The sequence below is a fragment of the Novosphingobium sp. NDB2Meth1 genome (assembly GCF_900117425.1).
Classification (GTDB): Bacteria; Pseudomonadota; Alphaproteobacteria; order Sphingomonadales; family Sphingomonadaceae; genus Novosphingobium.
Window position 1 is genome coordinate 1 of sequence record NZ_FPEH01000011.1, and the last position, 25,757, is coordinate 25,757.

The following is a 25,757-nucleotide window of genomic DNA, read 5'->3' on the forward strand; positions in this document are numbered from 1 at the left end:
AGCGGCTCCTTCGACTTGGTGAGGCCGAAGAAAGAGCAATTATCTGGAGTAAAATCATGACCAATCGACGCAATCCCACGCCTCCGGCCGCAATGCTCGACATAAATGTCGACTGCAAAGAATACGTTCTGGACTATTTGCTCCACAGCTTCCCGACCCAGCTTCATGAAAGCTTCACCGACGGTGATGGCAATCTCGCGTCGCGCCCGGCCTATGACGAAAACGGTAATGTCGTGCAGTGCCGCGAGGCTATTGAACGGCGCGACCGGCTGATCGAGCAACTGGCATCGTTGGAACCGGTGCAATGCGCACTCGATCAGATTGTCCAACGGTTCGGGACAGATATGGTGGCCGAGGTGACCGGCCGTTCGCGCCGGATCGTCCGCAAACTCGATGCCAATGGGGACCGGCTCGCCGTCGAGAACCGGCCAGCCCATGCCAACCTCGCCGAAGCGCAGGCGTTCATGGAGGACCGCAAGCAGATCCTTGTCTTCTCCGATGCCGGTGGCACAGGACGCAGCTACCATGCCGATCTGGGCGCGAGAAACCAGCGGCTCCGCCATCACTATCTCCTGGAAGCAGGCTGGAAGGCCGATGCCGCGATCCAGGGCCTGGGCCGCACCAACCGCACCAATCAGGCGCAGCCGCCGCTATTCCGGCCGGTGGCTACCAATGTCCAGGCCGAGAAACGCTTCCTCTCAACAATCGCGCGGCGGCTCGACACTCTGGGTGCAATCACGCGCGGACAGCGGCAGACCGGTGGTCAGGGGCTGTTCCGCCCCGAGGACAATCTCGAAAGCTCCTATGCCCGCGATGCCCTGCGCCAGCTCTATGTGCTGATCTATGCCGGAAAGGTCGAGCAGTGCTCGCTCGCCACCTTCGAGAGCATGACCGGCCTGTCGCTGACCGACGGAAGCGGGTGCCTCAAGGACGAACTGCCGCCAATCACGACCTTCCTGAACCGGCTACTGGCACTCACCATCGAGATGCAGAATGTGCTGTTCACGGTGTTTGAGCAGTTGCTCAGCGCTAAGGTCGAAAGCGCAATTGCGGCGGGCAGTTACGATCTCGGGCTGGAAACGCTCACCGCAGATAGCTTTACCATCACAGCCAGCGAACCGATCTACGTCCATCCGGCCACGGGCGCAGAGACCCGGTTGCTCAGCATTGCAATGCAGGAGCGCAACCAACCCGTGCCGCTAGAACGGGCGCTCGAACTGCTGCGAAAACCCGGCGCGCGGCTGTTGGTCAATGCCCGCTCGCGGCGCGCTGCAGTCCAGCTGCCCGCCCGCAGCCTTATGCTCGACGATGGCGAGGTTGAGCGCCGCATCCGACTGATCCGGCCGATGGAGCGGCTGAACTTCGCCCTGACCCACCTTCCCGAGACCCACTGGGAGGAGGTGGACGAGCGGACATTCCGGGCAGTCTGGCAAGACGAGGTGGCACAAGTCGATGAGTTCACGACAAGCGAACTGCACATCGTCACCGGCCTGCTGCTGCCGATCTGGAAACAGCTTCCCGAGGAATCAACCCGTGTCTACCGGCTCCAGACCGACGATGGCACCCGCATTGTCGGCCGCAGGGTGTCGGCAGCATGGGCAGCGAATGCGACAGCCAGGCCAGACGTGCCAATCCTTTCTCCACCACAGGCAATCGCATTGCTGCGTGAAGGGCACGCGGTGCTCGACCTTGCCGATGGGCTGCAACTGCGCCGGTCTCGGCTAATGCAAATGAATCGGATTGAACTCACCGGGTTCGGATCGACGGCGGTCGACCGGCTCAAGGCCATGGGGCTGTTCTCCGAGATCATCAGCTGGAAGCTGCGTCTATTCGTCCCTGACGACATGGTGACAGGGTCGGCAGTGATCGAGCGGCTGTTCGAACGGCACCCTTTGACGCGCATCGCCGACCGGAAGGCGGCCTGAAATGGCCAAGCTCTCCACGCGCGCGGCAGAGTTGTCGGAGCGGCTTGCACAGAATGTGCAGGCCGTTTGCCGCCATTATCTGCCCGCAGGCAGGCGTGAAGGCCGTTACTGGATGGTTGGCGATGTCGCCGGAACGCCCGGGCGCAGTCTCTATGTCCGCCTTTTCGAAACCGAGCGCGGCGCGATCGGCAACTGGGTCGATGCCGCAACCGGTGAACATGGCGATCTCGTCGACCTCATCCGGCTCAACCAGCGGCATGGGCGTCTCTCCGAAACCATTGAGGAAGCCGAACGCTTCCTTAGCCTGCCACCATCGGCTTCGGACGATCAGCGCAGTGCCGCGTCATTCGCCATGCCCGCGCGCGCAGGATCCACGACCGCTGCCATACGCCTGTTTGCCGCCTCGAAACCACTGACCGGATCGATCGCGAGCACCTACCTGCGATCACGTAGCATCACACGCGTATCGGACCTGCCAGCCCTGCGCTTTCACCCGCGATGCTACTACAGACCAAATGAGGACGATGATCCAGAAACTGCAGCCGCTTTTCCGGCGCTGATCGCAGCAGTCACCGACAACGACGGCGTTCAGACCGGCACCCATCGAACCTGGCTCGATCCATCCGGCTGCGCGAAGGCCAAAGTCGCATCGCCGCGCAGGGCGATGGGCAACATCCTCGGCAACGCCGTAAGATTCGGAACTGCGGATGATGTCATGATCGCAGGCGAAGGCATCGAAACCATGCTGTCGTTGCGCGAAGTTCTGCCAACCATGCCGATGGCAGCCGCAACATCGTCAGCACACCTCGCAGCGATCTTGTTCCCGCCGACACTCCGGCGACTCTATATCGCGCGTGACCGCGATGTGGCAGGCGACGCGGCGTTTGGCACCCTGACCGACCGCACGCAGGCAGCCGGGATCGAACTTGTATCACTCATGCCGGACCTCGCTGACTTCAATGACGACCTTAGCCAGCATGGCGTTGCTGCACTGACGGAACGGGTCCGCCATCATCTCCGACAGCAGGATCAGACACGCTTTTCCGTCGACATTGGCTGAGCCGATACGGGGTTGGAAGATGGGGCGATGGCCGCGTGCATGGGATTTGAGCCAAGACCTGGCCCAGCCCGGCCTTCTTCGAGCGGCGTCCGAGAGACCGGCTGCCGCGAGGCCGCAATGGCGGTCATGCGGCTATTTTCCGGCGGCGCATCCGCGCCTTTCCATCGCGAACCAAAATAGCCGCCCGCCCGCCATCCTCCGCTGCGCTTCGGTCCATGCGGATGCAGCCTCGCGTCAGCCGGTCAGAGGGACGCCCATGAAGGCCGGGCAAGGTGCCCGGTCCGAAAGCCCCAAGGACCAACGCAATGACCATCACGCCCGATTCAGAACCCGAACACGAAACTTCAGCCACAGCCCATCTCCTCGATGAAATCGCCCTCTACGGCTATCGCCCCTTCTCCGATGAAGCCGATCCGCGACCGCTTCCCGAAGAACGCATCGCCGCTGGCGCCGTCGCCGACATGTTTGATGCCCTCATCGCCACCATGATCGACACGCGGATCGAGCCAGATCTCGAGGACCTATGCTGGTCGCTCGCCAACCTATTTCACCGCGCCGAAAGCCGGATCCAGCGCGAGCTCGACGACAATGAAGACGCCCAGAAGCGCAGCCAGCGCGAGCAGGATGGCTCCGAGGTTAGGTCGGTCGAACTTGAGCGCCTCATCCGCGAAGGCATTGGTCTGATCGAACGCCGCAATGCGATGGAATTTATGCGCGATGCCGCCGGAGACCAGTTCGAATTGCATTTCCGCAAGGCCTGGACCCCGCGCACCGGGTCACTCGTCAACCATCGCACTATGACCGCCGCGATGATCGACAGCCGGGATTTTCTTGCCGCCAAGCGCCGTTCGGAAATCGAACCCATGCTGCCCACCGGCACACGCATCGCGTTCACCTCCGGCCCTGCCTATCAGGATCACAACCGCATCTGGGCTGTGCTCGACAAGGTTCTCGCCAAATATCCCGACATGGTCCTGTTCCACGGCGGCAATCCCACCGGCGGCGAACACATCGCTTCGCTCTGGGCACGGGCACGCAAGATCACCCACATCCCGTTCCGGCCCGACTGGGAGCGGTTCAAGAAGGCCGCACCGTTCCGCCGCAACGATCAGATGATCGAAGCGCTGCCCAAGGCTGTGGTCGCCTGCCCGGGCAATGGTATCAATGCCAATTTGGTCGACAAGGCCCGCAAGCTGGGGATTTCTGTGTGGGTGATTGAATGATCGCCTCGCCCCGATCTATGAAAATTCGCACTTAGCGGCGGAGCCGAAAGCGGGCTTCAGCGGCGCAGGCCACGTCCTTGAGCGGCTGTGATACTAAGGTACCGAAGGGAAAGCGCATAATCCGGCAAATTCAATTCGCAGCCTCATTTTAGTCCAATGACCAATCATTTTCTGATGATTGGAATGCGCCACGAACTGCAAAGCTTGCACCGAAGTTGGAGACGCCTACCGTGCTCGCGTCATGCAAGAGTAGGTCAGTTGGAGCAATATAGGCAAATCCAGGAGGTATTCTGAGTCGGCAAAGCCGCATCCCAAAATCTGGCGCTCGATCGCGGATTTGATCCGTATAGCTGTACCTTAGCTTTCCGCTATAATAGTATTTTTCATAGTCGTCAGTCATAAACTCGTCGGTTGGCGTAAGGCCGAATATGAAATACCTGTCATCAAATCCTATATTAATACATAGTCTATAGAGAGAACCCCTCCTATCTAAAATTGGTATGACTTCCCATGTATCCAAATGAAGCCCAAGGTATTTATCCGTTCTGTAATTGACGGTCGTCGTAATGCAATTTGGAGGATTCTCATTTGCCCCATTGTAGCGCAAATCAATATCACCCCAAATTTCCTGAATGTAAGGCCAAAGTACAGATTCATACCATATTTCGACAGCCGCATTCTTCCTTACATCTTTAATATTCTCTCGTGTGACGCAGCCAAATGTCCACAACGGTTCTGTCACATCTTTCAAATCCATCATTGCAACAAATGGACTACTGCTCGACGGAGCTAGAGAAATTTCCAGCCGGTCGTCAGGCATCGGCAACCTCCATTCCCCTGCGGGGATCAGCGCGCCATCCTCATATGGAACCTCGCCGGAAGGGCAGGCACCCCAGACTTGCTCCACCCCATCGGCAATCGCAATGAAATCATCCAAATTGGATCTAACGAATTTCGGCAGCAAAATGGATACCTGGCTCATGTAGAATTACCACCTGACCTATTTAATCAAATGACTTCATAATTTCATCGACAATGACAATTTTTCCAAACCTACAATATTCTGTCTGCGTGGCTTCAAACGATGCGGTTTCTGCAATTTTATTTGATGGAGACCCTCCACCGCAGAAAAAGAAATAATCGCAACTATCTCTGCACGCCGTTACGCCTTGATTTATTTGTGAAATATCTTGGATTAATTTTGGATTTCTTAGTATGTACTCAAAGCTGTCAGAGAGGACGTTTCCGTAGACGAACGATTGCTCCCCATCGATGGCTATTAATTCCGGAGAAAATGTCGAAATCCCACCGTCCGTGTTGACAGTCACAATCGAGAACGCTCGATTGGTTTGATTGGAATTTATGAAATCCACAGATTGCTCTCCGTGAGCAACAAGATCAAGAATTCCCTTAAATTCCCTAATTTCTAGGGACCTGTTATCATCGACCCATATTCGGAAAAGAGTCTTCCAAAATTCTCTGTAACGAGCTTCGTCACAGGCGTAAATTGATGAGTCTTTGTTTATGCCATCTTGCTCATCTATATTGAATCCGACGGACGTCGGGCCTATAGACTTAAAAAAGCTATAGATTTCACCCGGGAATTGCAAGGAATGACTTGTTAAAACTGCAATTATATGAAATGGAATGCCATTTTCTTTAAGAAGCTGTATTCCGGCAATCGCAGGCGCGTATGCACCAGCTCCAGATCTATATTTTCTATGCAAATCCGTAAGAGCTTGCGGGCCATCTATACTTACACCAACTTTTACGTCATTCTTTATGAAGAAATCACACCAAGTCTTATTTATCAATGTCCCATTTGTTTGCACGTTTAGCTTTACAGACACTCTTTCATTCGAAAGGCGTCGGGCTTCATCCGCAGCATGTTGGAATAAATCAAGCGGCGCCGTAAGCGGCTCTCCAGCGTGGAAAACCAATGTAAACGGCCTATCTTGGGCAGCGCTTTCGAACACACGCTCAAGCGAAGCTGTTATGACTGGTTTGGTGATTTTCTTTTTTGAAGATCTATGAGGTAGGTAGCAATATGAGCAATCAATATTGCAGAACTCGGTCATCTGCAATATGAGCAAATCCACGGGATTGACGTGATTTACCATGATCTAGTAGCCGCATGATTCCCAGTCTTTAAAGTTCGTGAAATCGCGCCAATCATTCCAAGGCCTGGGGTTACTATCTTTCCATTGCGTGAAGGCGTGAATTTCTCGATCTGTGGGGTGAGATTTGCGAGGATCTTCACCTCCTTTGCTTTCAGAATCTATTAACCCTTGCTCGACGAGTTTTTGCTTAAAATGCGCGATCCGTGTGTGCATATTCATGCCAACCCCCTCATTTACTGAGTCAAGCTGGTAGCCTAGCACCACTGCCTAGGTTTGCAAGTGATCCAATAGCTGGGGCTCACTTCATCATTGCTGTCGTTGGGCTTGCTCTGAGTTTTCAGCTGAAGACATCTGTCCCATTTGGAATGCATTCGAACATGCGTGCAGAAGACGACCGATTTGCCACCTCGGAAACCACACCGCTCTCAAAGGCCAATCCGTTGGCCGACCCCAAGCCTCCTTCAATCAACCCGTAAAGGGTCCGCTACGCTGCGCGTGCGGCCACTGCGGCTGCACCTTCGTGGTGATTGCGGCTTTGCGCCGTCTGTCCGGGGCCTGTCGAGCGGGGATGGTCCCTGCTCCGAGACAGGAGCTCGAACATGTCACTCACCATCGCACAGCGTCACGCCTGGAGCCTCTCCCGTACCATGATGGTCTGCGTCACCCTGTTCCACGCCGGTAACGGCTACGCCGCCGTTCCCACGGCTGAATTCGACGGCGATGCCGACAGCGTGATTCACGAATATGACCCGTTCAATCCCTGACCGCGTCAGATTGCGTTGCGCCGCATGGCTGGATGCCCTTCGGGTATTCCAGCCGTCGCGCATCTCTGCTATGAATTTCCTGCACATTGCGCTGCGGTGGAGGTGGAGAGCGCGTCCCTTGCCCTTGGTTCCAAGGAGGACGCCATGCTGATCGGCTTTGCCCTGATAATCGTCGCAGTATTCCTGTGCTGCGCGCTTCTGTTCCGCCTTTCGATCTACGCGCTTCCGCTGTTCGTCGCGTTTCTTGCGGGTTCGGCGACTTACCGCACCGATAGCGGCATTCTCACTGCGCTCGCCGCCGCAGCCATATCCGCGATCATTCTGCTTGCTGCAGCCCAATTAACACTGGCGTTCGCTAAGTCCGACCTGACACGTGCTGCGGTCGGCTTCGCCTTTGCCGCGCCCGCAGCCATTGCGGGCTATCACGCAGTCCACGGCATTGCTGCGGCGAGCATGCCGCCAAGCGCATGGCAACACGCTTTGTCATTGCTTGGCGCTGCGATAATCGCGGCTGCATCCTGGACTCAATGGAGCCGCGCCCGTCCCTAGCTTTGCCATTTTCGAAGGCCCGCCTGGCAGGTGCCTGGCGGGGCTCGCACGGCCAAATCGGCCAGTTCGAGGCAGGCGTTGTGTTCGAGTGGCAGTTTCTGCATCCCTCTTCTTGGGTCAGCTTGGTCTGGGCGTTTGCGCGGTCGGAGCGAGGCCGAGAATTCGCAGCCGGTTTTGAGCTGGCCAGTGGCGGACCGATTGCGCTGATCTCAATAAGGCCCGGATTGGCTCATGGCCGTTGCCGATATCTGCGATTGCGGTGACGACTAGCAAGCACACCGGGTGATGACACCTTTCTCATCGCATTTCGGTCTTGGAAGTCCGGGAAGTGCCATTTCTCCCGGTCAAGTATGACCCGAGCCCAATGCCGCCTCTTCAATGGCCTTGGTTGGCAGGGGATGGCTTCGCCGCTTGATCCCTTGCTGCAACGCCGTCTGCGCCAACTTTCTTCCCCTGGGCGTGCCGCCCATTCCTCGCGAGGCAAGAAAGCCGTCTGGCCGTCGTCCTCCACTGCGTTTCGGCCGTTCCGGTGCAGCGGGCGCAAGCCCCTGCCTTCAACCAGCCATCGAGGCCGCGATGGGCGCGGGTTCGACCAACTTGAAGGAATGCATCATGGCCAACATCGGAACTTTCACCAAGACCGGCAACGAATACAAGGGCGAGATCGTCACCATGTCGGTGCAGCAGAAGAACGTCCGCATCGTCCCCGAAGCCAGCGACAACGAAAATGCGCCGTCGCACCGGGTTTTCGTCGGCCGCGCGGAAATCGGCGCCGCCTGGACCAAGACCTCGAACGAAGGCCGCGAGTATCTCTCGGTCAAGCTCGACGATCCCAGCTTCACCGCTCCTATCTTTGCCAACCTATTCGATGACGAAGACGGCAAGAGCTTCAATCTGATCTGGTCGCGCGCGCGCCGCACCAACGGCGACTGACCGCACAGCCAGCCCCGCCCGGCACCTGCCGGGCGGGGCATCGCCTTTGTCATGGATCTGCTGACGTCGTTTTTACAAGGAGTTCTGAGGCTTCAATGCCGAGCGCTATGGAAAGATGCTCAAGCTTGTCGACCGAGGCACTGTAGCGTCCACGCTCAAGGCTGCTGACATAGGTCCGATCGAGATGGGCCCGATGTGCAAGCTCCTCTTGCGACAGGCCAGCAGCCAACCGATAGCGTTTCAGATTCGCAGCCAGGACCTCGCGCAATTTCATTGCACGAACTCACCACCGTTGCAGAGTATTTAACCACGGAGTATACTCTTCAAGACTGGAATTCGGCTGGGTTCAGCAGGCTGGCAACGCGCACGGGTTATCCGCGAGACGGTACAATTCTCTGCCCGTTGTCGAACAAGCCAAGTTTTTGCCATTTTGGTGGGTCTTGGTGCTAAGAGACTGTGGATGCAGAAACGAGTCGGAACCAAAGGCTCGGACCATGATGATCGTTCCCTTTGAAGACAGCCCGCCTCACTCGAATACGGTAACGCCGTACGACGAGCGCCATTTTGTCACGTATTTACGGCTACTTGACGCCGCCGACGAAGGTGCGGAATGGACCGAAGTTGTGCAGATCATCTTTGGGATCGATCCTGCCCTGGAACCGGACCGGGCGCGTCAGTTCCATGAGACCCACCTCGAACGAGCACGCTGGATGACGTCCCACGGCTACCGACATCTGCTCGTTAAAAGGCAAAGAGGCTGAATTCTCGGACACGGATTGGACCCCTTGCCCTAAACGCTCCGTCAGGATTTCTGCGCCTCCGGGCATAAGCATCCCCAGATTTTGATACTTGCGGCTTACCGTGGGTTAACAAAGACTTGAAGCTTGGCCTTCTTGCCTGTGCTTTGCAGGGGTCTATATGCCCGGTGGTTCGTCATGGCGGTCACCATCGACCGCAGATCAGTATCGCGATCACGACCATGCGGACTTCGCGCAGGAATTCCTGCATCGTAATGCTGATTACCGCCGCGATTATGCCGAAACCCAAGAGCGCATTGCTCGCTTCCCATCAGTCGAACACCATGAAAAGGAGGGCCTGTCCCGGCGATGGGGCTTGAGCTTTCCCCACGGACCCGCAAGCAAACCCCCGCGAGTGCCCGGCACTTTGGTCGCCCAGCGCATCGCCCGACGTGATCATCGTCGAAACCGCTAACCCGGACCTCCCGCTGATGTGGCTGTCGAGTTGGAAGCCGCTGGGAAGGGCATCGACATCCGACGGCAAGCATATCGTTTACACGAGGGGCAGTTGCAGACTGCGACTTTGCGTTCGATACCGAGCCGCCCTGCCCGTTCCCGCCGTCTCGATACCCTGCGATGAGACCTACGAACTGCGCATCGCAGCTGTCACGCGTATGCATCTGATAACGCGCGCCTCCAGCGCCGCATCCCACGGCGCTCACGTCATCACGCACAATCAACGGCTGCGGTTGAGCCGCTTCCTTGCCATTCACGACGCGCTAGGGGCGGGTGCGTCTTCACGTGACGTCGCCTACGGCCTGATTTTCCCCAATCACTGTCCTCTTGTCGGAGCGACCTGGAAAGCCTCGAGCGAGCGGCGGCAGGTTCTTCGGCTGATCGCCCAAGCGCGTAGCCTCGTCTCCTGCGGATATCGCGATATTCTCTTACACCGCTGACCGAGACATTCGGGGTGACAGATTGCGGCACCCCCATTCGGTCACTCCCTGCCCATGCCAATCCTCCGCCAAAGCTCGCGAACCCCAGCGACAGCCCGCTGCTGCTGCCAACCTTCGCCGGAGCCTTGCCATGGATGCCAGACCCACCCCCGTGACTGCACGATTTTTGCGGACGCCTGATGCTGCAGTGCACCTCGGGCTTTCGGCCCGCACACTCGAAAAGCACCGCTGTTTCGGGACGGGGCCGGTCTATCGCAAGCTCGGTGGCCGGATCGTCTATGCCGTGAGCGATCTCGACGCATGGGCAGAGCAAGGGTTGCGGCGGTCAACCAGCGATCCCGGCAAAGGCATCGTCCACCCAGCCAAGCGTCTTGATGGCTACACTCCGCCGGTCCGGCGCTGAGCCACGCCATGCGACGCCTGTCCGCCTTCCCAGCCAAGCCAGCGCAGCTTGACCTGTTCGTGTCCCAGGGCCGCGATATTGCCGCGCGCGACGCGCAGGACCTGATGGCCTGGCCGTTCTTCAGCCTCGCCAAATCAAAGCGAGTCCGTCCGATCGATTTCCGGATGGGCGATGTTTCGATCCTCGTCGAGGCGACAGCCGAACATGGGATGGCGACTATCTGGGACGCTGATGTCCTCATCTGGGTAGCGAGCCAGATCGTCGAAGCGCGCGATGCCGGTCGGCCCACCTCGCGGCTGATCGCCGCTACACCTCACGAGATCCTTGCCTTCACCAGGCGGGGCACTGGCAAAGCCAGCTACGAGCGGCTGAAGGCCGGGCTGGATCGCCTGCAATCGACCACCATCGCGACCTCTATCCGCCAGCGTGACGCGCGGCGGCGGCACCGCTTTTCGTGGATCAATGAGTGGAAAGAGCGTCTCGACCATTCGGGTCGCGCGCTCGGGATCGAGATGATCATCCCTGACTGGTTCTACGAAGGCGTGATCGATCAGGCGCTCGTGCTCACCATTGATGCCGACTACTTCGCACTGACCGGTGGTCTGGAGCGCTGGCTTTACCGCCTCGTGCGCAAGCATGGGGGCAAACAGCGCGGAGGCTGGAGCTTCGACTTCCAGCATCTGCACATGAAGTCAGGTGCGCTCTCGCCGCCGAAACGCTTCGCATTCGAGCTGCGCGACATCGTCCGCCGCCAAGCGCTGCCGGGATACACGCTCACCATCGAACATGCACTCGGCCGCGAACGGCTGCACTTTGTCGCTGTCCGGCCCGACCCGTTCGACGCCGCAATGCGCCGTCTCGGTCTGCGGACCACCAACCATCACCCTGTGGATATGTCATGATGCAGCACGGACTATCAGGAACCGCCACACTCGGACCATCAGGAACCGGAAGTTCGGACTATCGGGAACCGAAACGTCGTTCAAAGCCCCGGAAAACTTCAGCAATTTGCGCCCTTAACTATCCTAACAAAGAATCCTTCGGATTCTTGCTAACGGCTGCGAGCCTGTGGACAAAAAGCGGTGCGACGCCCGAAAGGCCTGCCGACACGAGGATCGGCAATGACCCACAGCTGACCCATGTGACACTGGTCTGGCGCGAGGGCCAGCATGAGGACTGGATCAAATTCGGTAGGCCCATTGCCGAACGGATCGTCAGCCGTAGCGAGCGGATCGAGAGCTATATGGCGGGCCAGGTGTTCGCCTTGGTCCGCTGGGCGTCCAACGACTATGGCACCGTCCGTTCAACCTTGGACGTCGTACAAGCTGTCTGCTTAGGCGAGCATTGCGCAACCGTGCCGCAGGTCGACCCCGGCGGAGAGCTGCTGCTTTCGGTCCATGGCTGGCCCAAAGTCGCGCAAATCTTCCGGCTGATCGATGCCATCGAAGCGTCAGGCATAGACGCCTGCGATGTTGCTCCGGAACATTGGCGACACATCCACAACAGGATGGCGGGCCGACTTACACCGCGTGAATACGGCCCCGCGCGGCACCAAGCCTGGCTCCAGCGCAAGGCACTTCTGTCATGAAACGCCGCAGCATGATATTTGCAGCCGTCGTAGGTTGCGCAACGCTCACGACGTTGGCCGTGCCAGTCGCGCGCTTCGCCGTGTGGAATGCGACCGCCTCGGTCCCCACCGGGCTCTACGCCATCCGTGGCAGGGCGAGCCTGCACGTCGGCGAGCGGGTCGCCATTGAGCCGCCGCCCGAACTGCGCCGCTTGCTCGCCGAACGGCATTATCTCCCGACAGGCATGCCGCTGCTGAAGCGCATCGCAGCTGTGCGCGGCCAGCGCGTCTGCCGTGATGCTTTGAGCATTACGATTGACGGCCAATATGTCGGCGCGGCGCGTCCGCGCGACCGTCTGGCGCGCCCATTGCCAACTTGGGCGGGATGCCATGTGCTGCGCACCGGCGAGCTATTCGTAATGAACCCGGCAGCGCCCGACAGTTTCGATGGGCGCTATTTCGGCGTGCTGCGTCCGACCCATGTCATTGGTCGCGCGGCCCCAGTCTGGACCGATGAGGCGGGCAACGGCGACCACGTCTGGTTTGCCGACCCGCGCGCCGCCGACACTTCCTTACCCTCAACCCAAGGAGATTGAACCCATGCGTATCGGAACTTTTCGTGCCGCCGACGGCGGCTACAGCGGGCAACTGCAGACGCTGTCGCTCAGCATTGAGATCTCACTCGTCCCGGCAGACCCATCGGACAGTGAGAACGCTCCGGACTTCCGTGTGGTTGCTGGCGAAGATGAAGACGCGCGCGAAGTCGGCGCAGGCTGGAAGCATGTCGGAGAGAAGGCGGGCGACTATGTCAGCTTGCAGATTGATGATCCTGCGTTCGCGCAACCGCTACGCGCCAACCTGTTCAAGGGCGATGACAATGGCCATGTTTTGGTGTGGTCGCGTCCAGCGCGGCGCGAAAAGGCGAACTGAGCCATGCAGCTACGCCGCCTGGGCTTCGCCACGTGGGCTGCGCTCGCTATGTTCGGTGCCGCGCCTGCCTTTGGGCAGGACACTGCCGAACCGGCAGCGCCGCGCACCGTCGACATTGCAGTGCACGTCGCCGAGGCATCGCTGCGTTTCGGCATCCCGGAGCAATGGATCTATGCGGTCATGCGGGCCGAGAGCGCTGGCCGGATCGGCGCGGTATCGTCGGCCGGAGCGATGGGGCTGATGCAGCTCATGCCCGGAACCTGGGCGCGCCAGCGCGCTCGTTTCGGTCTCGGCAGCGATCCGTTCGACCCGCGCGACAACATCTTGGCAGGCACCAGCTATCTTCGCGAAATGTACGACAGTTACGGCGCCTACGGCATGCTCGCCGCGTATAATGCAGGCCCCGGGCGCTATCAGGAGTGGCGCGATCGCGGCCGCCCGCTTCCTGCCGAGACCCGCGCTTATGTCGCAAAGATCGCACCTATCCTGCAATCGGACAACACGGCCACTGTCGTCGCCAGCGCGCCAACTGTGCAGCCACAGCGCATTGCGTGGACACAAAGCCGACTATTCGCGGCGCGAACTGCCGCGGCTGAGGCAACACCGAGCGCGGACATCGGCAAAGAAGCGGCGGCTGCGCCCCCTGCTCCGCTGCGTCCGCACGGCGGCCTTTTCGTTCCCGTCTCGGGGAATCGCGACCAGTGATGGGCCTCCTGCGCATCTGGCGCGTCATGGCGTGGCCTGGCGCAAAATTGTGCGGAAGCGGAGTGACAGGAAAGGATGGGTCAGGAGGATGGCAAGATGAAAGCGGAGCCAGCCGCCGAGGTGTGGGGCCGCAGAATTGCGGGATTTTCACAGCCAGCCGCCCTGCCCCATGGCTGGCTCCAGTCTCGATAATTGTCGCAATTCCGCCGTTCAACGAGCCAGCCGCTGTATCGCATCGCTTGACCTCATGAGTGATGACGATCTGGAAATCAGGCCTGGGCGCATCCGAGATCGCAGTTCCGGCCAAGGCAAAGCGCGCACACTCAAAGCCCAACTGCGGGCACTTGCCAACCGGTCAGGCTGCGGCGGCCGGGCGGGTGGTTCCGCATCGCGACGTAGCACAGGTCGCCTTGCCCGAGGCCGCATCGCAAGCCTGCAGGCAAGCTCCCGCGCAAGTCAGCGCCGTGTGATCGTCAAGGCGAGGATCGTGCGGCATCGCGGGGCTCGCTTCACTGCCGCGCCGCTGGCAAAGCACCTGACCTATCTCAAGCGCGATGGCGTGACCCGCGACGGGAAGGATGCGGCGCTGTTCGGCAGCGGCGACGAGACCGTCGACGGCGGAGCCTTCGCCGAGCGCTGCGCCGATGACCGTCACCATTTCCGTTTCATTGTTTCGCCCGAAGACACGGCCGAACTGGCCGATGTGCGGAGCTTTACCCGAGACCTGCTGAGCCAGATGGAAAGGGATCTTGGCACAGGTCTCGACTGGGTCGCCGTTGACCATTGGAACACCGACAATCCCCACATCCACATTCTGGTACGCGGCAAGGCCGACGATGGCCGCGACCTGGTTATCGACCGCAGCTACATCAGCGAGGGCATGCGGGCTCGTGCCGCGCAGCTGGTGACCATGGAACTGGGCGCACGGACCCAGCAGGACATTGATCGAAGCTTGGCCCGCGAGGTGCAGGCCGATCGCTGGACCGGTCTTGATCGCCAGCTGCAAACGCTTGGTGACGGCCTCGGCGGCGTAGTCGACCTGCGCCCCGATCCGCAGCGGATCGCCAACCCGGCCAACCAGCATCTCATCGGCCGCGCCACAAAACTCGAACGCATGGGCCTGGCAGACAAGATTGCGCCTGGCTGCTGGCGGTTGAAGCCAACACTCGAGCAGACTTTGCGGGAGCTTGGCACCAGAGGTGATATGATCAAGAGGATGCACCGCGCCATGACCGGGCACGGCCTTGCCGCTGAAGCGGGTCGATTTGCCCTTCATGATGAAAGGGCGAGCGAGCCCGTCATCGGGCGACTGGTCGAGCGCGGCCTGCACAATGAGTTGACCGGTCAGGCCTACGCCGTGGTCGATGGCGTGGATGGCAGGGTCCATCATTGCAAATTCTCCGACATCGACATGACCGGTGATGCTGCGCCGGGCGCAATCGTCGAGCTTCGCTCCTGGACTGACCGGCGCGGCCGCGAGCAATCCTCGCTCCTGACCCATTCCGATCGCGATCTTGCTACCCAGGAGCGCAGCCGCGGAGCCACCTGGCTCGACAAGCAATTGATTGCATCGGAGCCGCTGCCGCTCGGTCCAGGCTTTGGCAGCGAAGTCGAAGCAGCGAAAACGCGCCGGCTCGATTATCTGGAAAGCGAGGGTCTTGCCCAGCGGCGCGGTGACCGCTTCGCCCTGTCCCGCAATCTGCTTGGCACCTTGCGCGAGCGCGACCTTGCCGACGCTGGTGCAGCACTTTCGCGTGAACATGGCTTGCCACACCGCCAAAGCCGATCATCCGGTGAGATGTCAGGCGTCTATCGCCAACGCATCCAACTCGCTTCGGGCCGCTTTGCGATGATCGACGATGGCCTTGGGTTTTCGCTAGTCCCCTGGTCAAAGCAGCTCGATCGGCATCTCGGGCACTATGTGAGCGGCCAGCCGCGGTCTGGTGGTGGCATCGAATGGACACTGGGCCGAAGCAGGTCGATCGAGATATGATGTGGCAAGCTGACCGGTACCAGTCCAATCTTGACAAACGCACCATGTGATGCGTATGTTCGCGTCAGGAGAAACGACCATGGCAAGCGCAGCAATCACCCATCAAACGGCCCCGGCAGCAGCAGGCCTGCAGACCTTTTCGAGCGACGGCGACCGCAAGCGTCTGACCGGCGCGGCGGTCAAGGCCGTGTTGCGGCTCGTCGATGCCTGGGGTGGCAGCAATGCCGAAGGTGCCGCGCTGCTCGGCGTGTCCGAGAGCACATGGGACCGGATCAAGGCCGGCAAATGGGATGGCACCTTGAGCCAGGACCAGCTGACCCGTGCCTCGGCCTTGATCGGTGTGTTCAAGGGGCTGCACCTGCTGTTCGCCGATGCGATGGCCGACCGTTGGCCGCGCCTACCCAACCGGGCGCCGGTGTTCGGCGCGAAGTCGCCGGTCGAAGCGATGATCGAAGGCGGTATCCCCCGGATGCTTGAGACCCGGCAGTATATCGACGCTCTGCGTGGCGGGCTCTGAGCCGCAGTCTGCGCTGCCGCTGGTGCGTGAGGCGTTCCCCCGCACCATCAGGCTTGTGGCGAGCGCGCGGCTGCGCGAAGCCGTACTCGCGCCGCTGGCCGACGACCCCGACGAGTTGGCGCTGCTCGCCGAGATCGAAGGCGCGACCAGCGGGCGGTTAGTTGCCGAGGAACGCGGGCTTGGCGCACTCAGCCCCGAAGAACTGGTTCATGGCGTGCCTCATGCCCGCTTCATCAATGCCAGCTTCGCCTATGCCAAACCGCGCGAGCCGATGCGCTTCAACCCTGCAGACCGCGGCGCTTGGTATGCGGCGCTGGCGGTTGAAACATGTATTGCCGAAGTCGGGCACCACCTGACTAAGGCACTCGCTGACGCAGGCGACTTCAACGCGGTCGTTGAATATGGCGAAATGCTCGCGAGTATGGCCGGCGTGTTCGTCGACCTGCGCGAGGCAGCGGATCATCCCGCGCTCGATGCCGACCCCGCGACCGGTTATGCTGCTGGCAATGTTCTCGCCGCGCAGGCGCGAGTCGAGGGCCACAATGGCATCATCTACCCCTCGGTCCGCCATGCGGGCGGCACCTGCATCGCCGCACTATGGCCGAATGTCGTGCAGTCGGTGGTGCAAGGCGCGATGGTTCGGCTGACCTGGTCGGGCACGCCGGATTATACCTGGGAGCCGATCTAGCAATCTGCGCCAGCCTGTCCGTTTCTACGCCAAGGGCTGCAAGCCCCAACTCCCCCCTTGCCAACTTCTCCAAAGCTCACCGACGTAAGCGTGAACGATGCGGAGTTGCGCCATGTCGGCTGCCAAAATCCTGTGGGGTCAGATCCTCGCGGTGCTGATCATCATTGTTGCGAGCGTCTGGTCCGCAACCCAATGGACAGCCTCGGCGCTTGGGTTCCAGCCAGAACTCGGTGCGCCCTGGTTCCGACTGTTCGGCCATCCGGTCTATCGCCCCTATGACCTGTTCTGGTGGTGGTTCTCCTATGATGCCTACGCTCCGCAGATTTTCGACACGGGGGGAATGATCGCCACCTTGGGCGGGTTCTTGGCAATCGTGGTGGCCATCGCGATGTCCGTCTGGCGCGGCCGCGAGAACCGCAACGCCAACACCTATGGCACTGCCCGGTGGGCAACCCGCGATGACATCCGCAAAGCCGGATTATTGGCCGACAGCGGGGTTGTGCTCGGACAGTTCCAGAACAACTATCTTCGCCACGACGGGGCTGAACATGTTCTGTGCTTTGCGCCGACACGCTCCGGCAAAGGCGTCGGCCTCGTGATCCCGACCCTGCTGACCTGGTCAGGCTCGGCAATCGTGCATGATATCAAGGGCGAGAACTGGGATGTTACTGCCGGTTTTCGCAGCACGTTCAGCCGCACGCTGCGTTTCGATCCAACCAGTCTTGAATCGTCCGCATACAATCCGCTGCTGGAGGTGCGCCGCGGCCTCAATGAGGTGCGCGACGTGCAGAACATCGCAGACATCCTGGTCGATCCCGAAGGCAGTCTCGAGAAGCGCAACCACTGGGAAAAGACCAGCCACGCGTTGCTGGTTGGGGCCGTCCTTCATGTGCTTTACGCCGGCGCTGACAAATCGCTCGCTGGCGTTGCGGCTTTCCTCTCCAACCCCGACGAGACCATTGAGAACACGCTCTATGCCATGATGGACACCCCGCATCTGGGTGAAGCAGGCCCGCACCCGGTCGTTGCCAGCGCTGCGCGCGAGCTGCTCAACAAGTCTGACAACGAGAGATCAGGCGTGCTGTCGACCGCCATGTCGTTTCTAGGCCTCTATCGCGATCCGGTTATAGCAAAGGTCACCAGCCATTCGGATTGGCGGATCGCCGATCTCACAAGCGGCCGACCGACTTCGCTCTATCTGGTCGTGCCGCCGTCCGACATCAGCCGGACCAAGCCACTGATCCGCCTGATCCTCAATCAGATCGGCCGCCGCCTTACAGAAGAATTCGATCCTGCGACCAAGCGCCAGCGTGTTCTGCTCATGCTGGATGAGTTCCCTGCCCTCGGCCGGCTCGATTTCTTCGAAAGCGCCCTCGCCTTCATGGCGGGCTACGGCCTCAAGGCTTTCCTGATTGCACAGTCCCTGAACCAGATTGAGCGCGCCTACGGGCAAAACAATGCCATCCTCGACAATTGCCATGTTCGCGTTGCCTTCGCGACCAACGATGAGCGCACAGCCAAACGGGTCTCTGAAGCTCTCGGCACGACCACCGAGCAGCGGTCGATGAAAAATTATGCCGGGCACAGGCTCTCACCCTGGCTTGGTCACCTGATGATCTCACGATCTGAAACGGCGCGCGCACTCCTTACGCCGGGCGAAATCTTGCAACTGCCGCAGACCGACGAGGTCGTGCTCTCGTCAGGGGCACCGCCGATCAAGGCGAAGAAGGCCCGCTACTACGCTGATCGGCGGCTGCAGTCTCGAGTGTTGCCCGCACCCGAGAACTGCGGCCAACCCGCCGAGGCGCGCGCAACCGATGACTGGAGTGCTCTGCCCCCTATCGAGCCAGACCCCAAGTCATCTGAAGACGGTAGTCGCAGGATCGATCCTGCCAATGGCGGCTTGCGGCGCGAGCCTGACCTGCCCGAACATGTCGAAGTGGTTGCGCGGCCCAAGTCTCCTGCAGCGGAATTCGACTTTGCCGAATCTGACGGCGCAGACACAGACCAATCAGCCGCAAACAACGACCACATCCGGCGCACTATGGAGCGCGGCGCCCGACAGGCCTCGCTCGACCTCGGCGACGGGATCGAACTGTGAAGCTGAAGCGTACGTTTCGGCTGCCGCCTGATGTGATCGACCAACTTGCCGAATTCGCGATGCGGAGGCGTGTCGGCCAGCCCGATGTCGTGGAGGCCGCTCTTCGGTCATTCATGTCGCCTGACAACCCTGAACAGCTCGAAGCGGCGCTCAGCCGCCGCCTTGACCGCATCGACCGGCGCCTCGGACAACTCGATCAGCAAACCGAGATCACCACAGAGGCGTTGGCATTGTTCGTGCGGTTCTGGCTTACCGCCAATCCGCCCCTGCCCGATAGTGGCCTTGCCGCGGCGCAAGCGCAGGGCAAGGAGCGGTATGAGGGGTTTGTTGAAGCACTCGCGCGCCGATTGGAGGGACGGTCCCGGTTGGGCGATTTTCGACTCTAAAACGACCTCTCCTCCCGCTGATAATTGGGTCGCTCTGCCATTCAGCTAAGCGTTGACGCTGCCAAGCCGTCAACCAAGAGGAGGCGGAAGGGGCATACGAGGCGGAGCGGTGCGCCACATCAGCGCGACTTCTTCTTCCGTCAGGCCGTAGGCACGCTCAACCATGGCCGCGAGGGCGCGTTCGTGGGCGAGCAGTTCGCCGCGCGCGGTGCGGGCGGGTTCGGCGGTTTCGGCAAAGGCATCGCGGAGCTGGCGCAGCTGGGTGGGCGTCAGCGACTGGCGGCGGGGCAAAGCGGCACGGACAGCGGCAATGAAGCCATCGCTGTCGAGGAGGCTGGCTTGGCGGAGGGCGGTATTGACCTGCACATTTGAAAACTCGATCTGAAGCCAATCGGCCAATGACGATTCCGCACGATTTATCGCATCCTGCGATTGCTTTGCCAGAGCTACCAATTCCGCGACACGATCTCGCTGATCATCAGCCAGCGGTGGAATTGGGAAGTTCCTCACGTACGGAATGTCGAGTGCCAACGCCTCGTCCTTCTTGTGCGGGAACTTCTTGAACATGAAGTACCAACCGGTTGGGGCATTCATGCAAACCTGTAGCCAAAGGTCCGTGGTCGGCAATATCAGAGCCGAGTCATTCAGGAGGTTGTCGCCATTATCGGCACAGATTTGCGCGTAGAACGCAATGCGCCGGATGAGTATTTTGGGCTCGTTGAACCGCTCATGATAATCGACGGAGTCTTGAATTTCATACCATTTGTAGGTCCCTGCTTTCCTTCCCGGCCATTCCGCCCCCCTTTGTCGGAGGCACCCAGTTCTCCGGCTTGGGTTCCAGCTGAGTGCGGTAGCCTTGCAGATGCCTCAGGACGCTGGGGTATTGTTCAATGTCGACTCCACGCCGAGCAAAGATCATCCACAGCCCTGCCCATTCGGGCGACCAGCGGCCAATATCCTGCCCACGCAGGTAGGGCTTGATGATCTCCGATGCCGCCGGATCGTCACGGACCAGTTGGTCACGCGTCGCAGTATCGATCAGGAAGGCTTCGTTGAAGCCGGTCTTGATCCCGTAAAGCGGGCTGACCCCGGCATATTCGGACAGCGGCACGCCGCGCTCGCGGATTTTGCGCAGCAGCGCGGCGACATCCGGCGGCTCCAGCACCCAGGGCTCTGCTGTCAGGTCTGATCGCGCTGCCCGGTAGGTCGCGGCATCCACCGCCAGCGCCAGCCCTTCACGCGGAACCTCGTCACGCGGGATAACGGCCAGATCGAACTCTTCGGGCACGTCCTCGCCGAGCGGCTTGCGCACGCTGATGACGCAGGGGAAAACATCTGCATCAGGAAACAAATGCTTGGCATGGCCGAAATCGGCGAGGAATTCGATCCAGACATCTTCGGCGAACAGTCGCCGCAGTTCCTCTGCATAGCCAGTCTTAAGCCATTTGTTGGTAACGACATAGCCCATCCGCCCGCCGGGCCGCAGCAGCTTGATCCCCTGTTCATAGAAATAGACATAGAGGTCGGCCGTGCCAGCATAGGTCGAAAAGCTCTTGGCGAGCGCGGGTTTGATCGCGCTGATTTCTTCCTGCCGGACATAGGGCGGATTGCCGATGACGGCATCGAAGCCGCCGGTGCGTGCGTTCGATGAAAGCTCTGCCCAGACACCGGGAAAAGCGATTTCCCAGTTGAAGAAATCTTGCTGCGCCACATGGCCCAGCGCATCACCAATGATCCCGCTGGCCATTGTGCGGCGGCGATCATCGGGCCTGACTTCGGGCATCAGGCTGGCCTGTGCCCCGTCATCGCTATCGCCGTCCATGATCGCTAGATCGCCGCTGGCGATACGGCTCGGGTCGCCGAAGCTGCCTTCGAACACCAGCTTCAATGCTTCGGCCCGATCGAACTTGCGCTCGGCCTCTGCGGCGCGGGTGACGGCGCGGTCGATCCGTTCGATTTCCTTGGCCTTGGCAGCTTTTTCCTTGTCAGTCTTTTCAGGCATGGCGGCGATGCGTTTATCGCCATCGGCGCGGATTGCTGCTGCTGTCTCGCGCGGACGCTTTACGTTGGTTTCCAGCACGCCCATCAGATCGTCCGCTTTGACCAGCGACAGCAGGGCATTCAGCGGGCGGCTCGATTCCGCGACGGTGCCGAAGAGCTGCTTTGATTGGTGCACTTCGGTCAGGTCGGTATCGGTCAGCCCCTCAATGGTTTCCATATGCCGCACGACATTGGCCAGCGGGGCAAGATGATTGTTGGCGATCAGCGATCCGCGCGCCTGTAACCAATCCATTGTTGGGCGCACCCATCCGCCCAGCACAGAATTGCCGCAGCGCAGATGGTGATCGAGGAAAGACAGCGGTGCGCCGACTGTGAAGCTGTGTAGCCAGAGCGAGACCTTGGCCAGCTCAACCGCCATGCGGTTGAGATCCACGCCGTGGATGCAGCGTTTGAGCACCATGCGCCGGACGATGTGGCGGTCCTCGAGCTGGTCCTCGACAATCGGCCAGCCATGGTCGCGCGCGTTGGCTAGGATGGCTTCACGCAGGCCAGCAATGTTTTGAACCAGCGGCGACGCATAGCTATCGCCCGCAATTTCCTCGGCGTCCCCAATCGCGGTCAGCACTTTGTCCGAGAGCCAATCGACCAGGCTGACCAGAAAATGCCCGCTACCCATTGCGGGATCAACAATCCGCAAAGAGAGCAGCGCCATCGCTGGATCATGCTGGGCGAGTTCCGCGCCTTTCAGCCCTTGTCCGTGGGCCGCCTCAAATGCTGCCCGTTTTTCCGCAACTACCGGGCCGACCGTTTTCTCAATAATCAGCGAAACCAGTGGCTCGGGTGTGTAATAGGACCCGGAACGATGGCGGGCCTGATTGTCGGCTCGCGGCTTGACGCTGCGGGCCTCAAGATCTGGCTCCACGCCATATTCGAGGATGGATTCATAGATTGAACCCAGCTGCTGCACCGAAAGATCGCGATAGTTGATGTAACGCAGTCTCCCGTCTTCGCGGCGGTGCGACAGTGCCAATATGACTTCAGCCAACACGGTGTCGGGCAAGCGGATACGCGAGAGCAGCGGAGATTCCGCCGCATCGAATAGGCCACCATTATAGGGCGGGATGCCAAGGCTGTCGTCGCCCTCGGCAATAGCCCCGAAGATCGTTTCGAGCCGCGACCAGTAGGCGTGGCTCCGCTCCAGGGGCTTGCGACCCTCATTATCCAGTTGCTCGATTTCCTGCCGCAGCCGGGTGAGACAATAAGGCGAATAGGGGCCAGTCTCATCGGGCAGAAGATTGCGGTCTTCGGCATAGAGAATGAACAACAGCCGGTAGAGAAGGAACAGCGCGGAGGAGCGCACTTCCTCTGCATAGGCCGCATTGATCTCGGCAGGTCGATTGGGGTCGGCCAAGGGAATCGCTGCGATCAACTTGGGAAACACGTTCGAGAAGACGGTTTCGGCGAGATCCTTTCGGACACGCTCTTCCCAGCGTTTCGTTTCATCAAGCGCGATTAGATGGAAGCTGCGGCCTTGGTCGGTCGGCAGGAACGCCTCACGCCCGAACGCTAGAACGAACAGGCGGAAGGCGTGTTCGGGGGACATGCCGACGTCAAAAAGTTCGGGTGTGCAACCAGGCAAACCGAACAGCTTGCCAAGGTCGATCTCGAAAAAGTCTTCGGCAACCGAAAGCGCGTTTTGGTAATACAGTCGCCAATTTCGCCCGTTGGTCAAAATGCCCCATGGCATCCGGCCTTCGGTAACCACGCTGGCACGCTGCAGGTAGTGCATGATTTGGGTGGACGGGACACCTTGATCGCCCGTGCCTTGCCGATCGAGCGGTCGCCCCCAGCGCTTGGCCTCCACTAGCGCCGAGCCATGGCGGAACCGCTGCCACGGCTCCAGCCCACTAGCGGTGGCATCGGCATCTGCATCGGGAAACAGCAGCGCATCCGGCACATCTTTGCGCCCGCGGACGGTAAGATTTTGCTGAACCGAAATATGATCCCAGCCCAGCAGCCCAAGTAACGGGTAAATCAACTTCTGCTCGGTATCGGCCTCGGTGGGATTTTTGCGCTTTAGAAGTTCATCGAGCAAATGGCGTGATTGCGCCCACAATTGCGTAATTCGAGCATCATCCAGCGCCTGCCACTGCGGCGTCGCCGTGACCCCTTCCGTCAGCCAATCTGTTGTGAATAAAGCACCTTGATGCACCCGCCGCCTCCCGTCAGCCCGAGCTAGCCAGTTTTGACGGAGGAATGAAGCGATTCCTTGGCGGGGAGGTTCAGGCGTAGATTTCATCGCGCTGCGATGCCTAGCGAATTGTTATTGTCAGACGACATCTCGTATGATTGGCGCTATGCAAAATGCGATTGGGGACATCGACGGCAGGCGCCAACTTTCCTGCCGTACAGCTACCCCTTCATGAGTTATGAAAGCGGCCGTCCGTTCATCTCGAAGTTGGCTAGGGGGCATACGATCGGTAGGTTTCCGTCGCGGATCGTGTGCGTCTGGTCGTCATTGGACAGCTGCCGCTCAACCGCGGTGCTACAGAACGTAAATGCTGAGGCGCGATTATGAGCTTTTCGCCAGTAGAAGTTAATCGCCTTGTTGTACAATGAACTTACAACCGGCATCTCAGAAGGCGACCTTACCGGCAGGAGAAAGTTCTTGAAGCGTAGCATGACTGCCCTCGTAATCGGCAATGCCGATTATCCAGACGGCCACGACTTGATGAACCCGGTGCACGACGCCGACGACTTCGGCGCTAAGCTAAAAGGCTATGGGTTCGAAGCGATCGTTGTGACCGACTGCACTGCGAAGGAAATGGAGAAGAGCCTTAAACTGTTCCGCGCGTCACTCGATAAGCATGATGTCGGTCTGTTCTTTTTTGCCGGACACGGCATGCAGATCGAGGGAAGCAACTATCTGCTAGCGCTTGATACGGACATGGACAGCGAGACCGACGCCAAGCACAGCTCGCTTTCATTGGATAAGGTCGTGGACGTGATGTCGAAGTCAACGGCAGCAACGAAGATTATCATTCTTGATGCGTGCCGCAATAACCCCTGGGAGCGCAAGTGGCAGCGCAGCGCCGCGACCCGCGGCCTCGCCTCTGTCTATGCGCCCAAGGGAACAATTATCGGCTTCGCGACGTCGCCTGGCGAGACCGCAGGCGACGGCGATGGTCGAAACGGAACCTACACGGCCGCACTGCTTGACCACATTGACGCGCCCGACTGTTCTATAGAAACGATGTTCAAGCGCGTTAGAAACACGGTCGCCGCTGCAACCAAGAGCAGGCAAACTTCGTGGGAGCATACATCGCTTGCGGGCGAATTCTACTTCAACATGAGTCTCGGCAAACTTATCACCGAATATGATGGAACGGCACTGGCAGACGGGCTCTTCGTCCTCGACGTCGCGAAGAAGTCGCACAAGATCATAGCGGGACTGAAGACGCACGACTGGTACAGGCAAAACCCCGCATTGGCACTCCTTACGCCCGAGGCGGCCAACAAGATGGCCCCAGACAGCCTTTTCGTGCTCGGTCGCAATATCTATCAGGCCGCATGTGGGACGTCGGCCGCAGCAACATCGTATGTTAACGACTTTGTCGCGAGAACCGCGACCTATGAAGAGGCGAAGCGCAAGGCAATTCTGGACGGCATGCTGTTCGAGATTTTCTTCGACGCTTCGGGAAAGCTTCGAACCAAAATCAAGAGCAAGTTCTTCGACACGGTGTTCGATCTGCAGCGCGTCCCCACCTTCAGGACCAGCTTCGATTTCATTGCTGATGCGTTAATCGCTGCCAATGCCGACTACCATGTTGTCCCCGGTAAGGGCCAGGATCTGGCAGTAACGATTTCGACCATTCAGAAGAAGAGTGGCCCGCGCGTTGACGCGATCTACATCGGCGGTGTCGACGTCCTGAAAGTTAGCGATGACGCGTGGGACACCGACGAAGGCGACCCCATTTACTTTGCAATTGCACCAAACGAACTCGCTGAAAGGTTGTCAGAGGACTTAGCGGTGCCCGCGCGCAATCTCAAATTGACTTACTCGCCAAATTCGGCGGCGAAAGAACCGGTGCTGCGGATTGCGCTAGGCTGGACCGTACGCAAGTAAGCTCGGCATCGCCCAGCCCGCCACGTTCTCATGATGCCAGCACACACCTTGGGCTGAACGCGGACGCCTTACA

Annotated in this window: 26 protein-coding genes; 21 read left to right on the plus strand and 5 right to left on the minus strand. The window is 59.7% G+C overall.

Annotated features, from left to right (window positions below; all coding sequences use genetic code 11):
• The 3 genes from NDB2M1_RS00175 to NDB2M1_RS00185 form a co-directional block, all read left to right on the plus strand.
• A partial coding sequence (locus NDB2M1_RS00175; RefSeq protein WP_253185729.1) for a strawberry notch C-terminal domain-containing protein occupies nt 1–1,925 on the plus strand: 1,925 nt, incomplete at its 5' end.
• A 1-nt stretch (nt 1,926) separates the two neighbouring features.
• Complete coding sequence (locus tag NDB2M1_RS00180; protein WP_066531873.1) at nt 1,927–2,985, plus strand: DUF7146 domain-containing protein; 1,059 nt, start codon at nt 1,927–1,929, stop codon at nt 2,983–2,985.
• A gap of 305 nt (nt 2,986–3,290) precedes the next feature.
• The gene (locus NDB2M1_RS00185; protein ID WP_066531875.1) at nt 3,291–4,208 is read left to right on the plus strand and encodes a DUF2493 domain-containing protein; all 918 of its coding nucleotides are present in this window, start codon (nt 3,291–3,293) and stop codon (nt 4,206–4,208) included.
• Nucleotides 4,209–4,356: 148 nt separating this feature from the next.
• Here NDB2M1_RS00185 and NDB2M1_RS21875 read toward each other — a convergent pair whose 3' ends face one another.
• Together NDB2M1_RS21875 and grrM are read right to left on the minus strand one after the other, a co-directional pair.
• Nucleotides 4,357–5,190, minus strand: a complete 834-nt coding sequence (locus NDB2M1_RS21875; protein WP_143146565.1) for a hypothetical protein — start codon at nt 5,188–5,190, stop codon at nt 4,357–4,359.
• 22 nt (nt 5,191–5,212) lie between these two features.
• On the minus strand, nt 5,213–6,286 hold the full coding sequence (gene grrM / locus NDB2M1_RS00190; RefSeq protein WP_171955286.1) for a cyclophane-forming radical SAM/SPASM peptide maturase GrrM/OscB: 1,074 nt from the start codon (nt 6,284–6,286) through the stop codon (nt 5,213–5,215).
• A 641-nt stretch (nt 6,287–6,927) separates the two neighbouring features.
• Here grrM and NDB2M1_RS22490 point away from each other — a divergent pair.
• The 3 genes from NDB2M1_RS22490 (at nt 6,928) to NDB2M1_RS00200 (ending at nt 8,574) form a co-directional block, all read left to right on the plus strand.
• Nucleotides 6,928–7,092, plus strand: coding sequence for a hypothetical protein (locus tag NDB2M1_RS22490; protein ID WP_156443486.1), 165 nt, complete (start codon nt 6,928–6,930; stop codon nt 7,090–7,092).
• 144 nt (nt 7,093–7,236) lie between these two features.
• Nucleotides 7,237–7,641 (plus strand): hypothetical protein, encoded by a 405-nt coding sequence (locus tag NDB2M1_RS00195; RefSeq protein WP_072379954.1) that lies wholly within the window; start codon nt 7,237–7,239, stop codon nt 7,639–7,641.
• A 612-nt stretch (nt 7,642–8,253) separates the two neighbouring features.
• Complete coding sequence (locus NDB2M1_RS00200) at nt 8,254–8,574, plus strand: DUF736 domain-containing protein (protein ID WP_066479338.1); 321 nt, start codon at nt 8,254–8,256, stop codon at nt 8,572–8,574.
• A gap of 49 nt (nt 8,575–8,623) precedes the next feature.
• Here the strand turns inward: NDB2M1_RS00200 and NDB2M1_RS00205 are convergent, their stop codons facing one another.
• A complete protein-coding gene (locus tag NDB2M1_RS00205) occupies nt 8,624–8,848 on the minus strand; it encodes a helix-turn-helix domain-containing protein (RefSeq protein ID WP_072378565.1) in 225 nt (74 codons plus the stop codon).
• A gap of 220 nt (nt 8,849–9,068) precedes the next feature.
• On the opposite strand from NDB2M1_RS00205, the gene NDB2M1_RS00210 reads away from it, so the two are divergent.
• The 14 genes from NDB2M1_RS00210 to NDB2M1_RS00270 all read left to right on the plus strand — a co-directional run bounded on the left by NDB2M1_RS00210 (nt 9,069) and on the right by NDB2M1_RS00270 (nt 19,557).
• Nucleotides 9,069–9,335: a DNA -binding domain-containing protein gene (locus tag NDB2M1_RS00210; RefSeq protein WP_072378573.1), complete on the plus strand. Its 267-nt coding sequence runs from the start codon at nt 9,069–9,071 to the stop codon at nt 9,333–9,335.
• 157 nt (nt 9,336–9,492) lie between these two features.
• The gene (locus tag NDB2M1_RS23000) at nt 9,493–9,786 is read left to right on the plus strand and encodes a transcriptional regulator domain-containing protein (RefSeq protein ID WP_233999622.1); all 294 of its coding nucleotides are present in this window, start codon (nt 9,493–9,495) and stop codon (nt 9,784–9,786) included.
• On the plus strand, nt 9,764–10,267 hold the full coding sequence (locus tag NDB2M1_RS00215; protein ID WP_072378575.1) for a DUF2285 domain-containing protein: 504 nt from the start codon (nt 9,764–9,766) through the stop codon (nt 10,265–10,267). The genes NDB2M1_RS23000 and NDB2M1_RS00215 overlap by 23 nt, the downstream gene beginning before the upstream one ends.
• Nucleotides 10,268–10,397: 130 nt before the next feature.
• Nucleotides 10,398–10,670, plus strand: coding sequence for a helix-turn-helix transcriptional regulator (locus NDB2M1_RS00220; protein WP_066531890.1), 273 nt, complete (start codon nt 10,398–10,400; stop codon nt 10,668–10,670).
• A gap of 8 nt (nt 10,671–10,678) precedes the next feature.
• A complete protein-coding gene (locus tag NDB2M1_RS00225; protein ID WP_066531892.1) occupies nt 10,679–11,572 on the plus strand; it encodes a replication initiator protein A in 894 nt (297 codons plus the stop codon).
• Entirely contained in the window at nt 11,569–12,258 is a 690-nt protein-coding gene (locus NDB2M1_RS22835) for a DUF2840 domain-containing protein (protein ID WP_253185730.1), read from the plus strand. The genes NDB2M1_RS00225 and NDB2M1_RS22835 overlap by 4 nt, the downstream gene beginning before the upstream one ends.
• Complete coding sequence (locus NDB2M1_RS00235) at nt 12,255–12,833, plus strand: S26 family signal peptidase (RefSeq protein ID WP_066531894.1); 579 nt, start codon at nt 12,255–12,257, stop codon at nt 12,831–12,833. The genes NDB2M1_RS22835 and NDB2M1_RS00235 overlap by 4 nt, the downstream gene beginning before the upstream one ends.
• 4 nt (nt 12,834–12,837) lie before the next feature.
• On the plus strand, nt 12,838–13,167 hold the full coding sequence (locus NDB2M1_RS00240; RefSeq protein ID WP_066531896.1) for a DUF736 domain-containing protein: 330 nt from the start codon (nt 12,838–12,840) through the stop codon (nt 13,165–13,167).
• Nucleotides 13,168–13,170: 3 nt separating this feature from the next.
• Complete coding sequence (locus NDB2M1_RS00245; RefSeq protein ID WP_066531897.1) at nt 13,171–13,872, plus strand: lytic transglycosylase domain-containing protein; 702 nt, start codon at nt 13,171–13,173, stop codon at nt 13,870–13,872.
• A 247-nt stretch (nt 13,873–14,119) separates the two neighbouring features.
• Entirely contained in the window at nt 14,120–15,865 is a 1,746-nt protein-coding gene (locus tag NDB2M1_RS00250) for a relaxase/mobilization nuclease domain-containing protein (protein WP_066531898.1), read from the plus strand.
• 79 nt (nt 15,866–15,944) lie between these two features.
• Nucleotides 15,945–16,382 carry an antitoxin Xre-like helix-turn-helix domain-containing protein gene (locus NDB2M1_RS00255; RefSeq protein ID WP_066531908.1) on the plus strand — a complete coding sequence of 146 codons (438 nt, stop codon included), beginning with the start codon at nt 15,945–15,947 and terminating at the stop codon, nt 16,380–16,382.
• A complete protein-coding gene (locus tag NDB2M1_RS00260; protein ID WP_066531899.1) occupies nt 16,369–17,070 on the plus strand; it encodes an RES family NAD+ phosphorylase in 702 nt (233 codons plus the stop codon). The genes NDB2M1_RS00255 and NDB2M1_RS00260 overlap by 14 nt, the downstream gene beginning before the upstream one ends.
• Nucleotides 17,071–17,182: 112 nt before the next feature.
• Nucleotides 17,183–19,171 (plus strand): conjugal transfer protein TraG, encoded by a 1,989-nt coding sequence (locus NDB2M1_RS00265; RefSeq protein ID WP_066531901.1) that lies wholly within the window; start codon nt 17,183–17,185, stop codon nt 19,169–19,171.
• A complete protein-coding gene (locus NDB2M1_RS00270) occupies nt 19,168–19,557 on the plus strand; it encodes a CopG family transcriptional regulator (RefSeq protein ID WP_066531904.1) in 390 nt (129 codons plus the stop codon). Before NDB2M1_RS00265 ends, NDB2M1_RS00270 begins: the two co-directional genes overlap by 4 nt.
• Before the next feature lie 69 nt (nt 19,558–19,626).
• Here NDB2M1_RS00270 and NDB2M1_RS00275 read toward each other — a convergent pair whose 3' ends face one another.
• The gene (locus NDB2M1_RS00275; protein ID WP_072378579.1) at nt 19,627–20,124 is read right to left on the minus strand and encodes a hypothetical protein; all 498 of its coding nucleotides are present in this window, start codon (nt 20,122–20,124) and stop codon (nt 19,627–19,629) included.
• A 187-nt stretch (nt 20,125–20,311) separates the two neighbouring features.
• The gene (locus NDB2M1_RS00280) at nt 20,312–23,770 is read right to left on the minus strand and encodes an Eco57I restriction-modification methylase domain-containing protein (protein ID WP_143146566.1); all 3,459 of its coding nucleotides are present in this window, start codon (nt 23,768–23,770) and stop codon (nt 20,312–20,314) included.
• Nucleotides 23,771–24,238: 468 nt separating this feature from the next.
• Here NDB2M1_RS00280 and NDB2M1_RS00285 point away from each other — a divergent pair, with 468 nt between their 5' ends.
• Nucleotides 24,239–25,684 carry a caspase family protein gene (locus NDB2M1_RS00285; protein ID WP_082745539.1) on the plus strand — a complete coding sequence of 482 codons (1,446 nt, stop codon included), beginning with the start codon at nt 24,239–24,241 and terminating at the stop codon, nt 25,682–25,684.
• Nucleotides 25,685–25,757 lie beyond the last annotated feature (73 nt).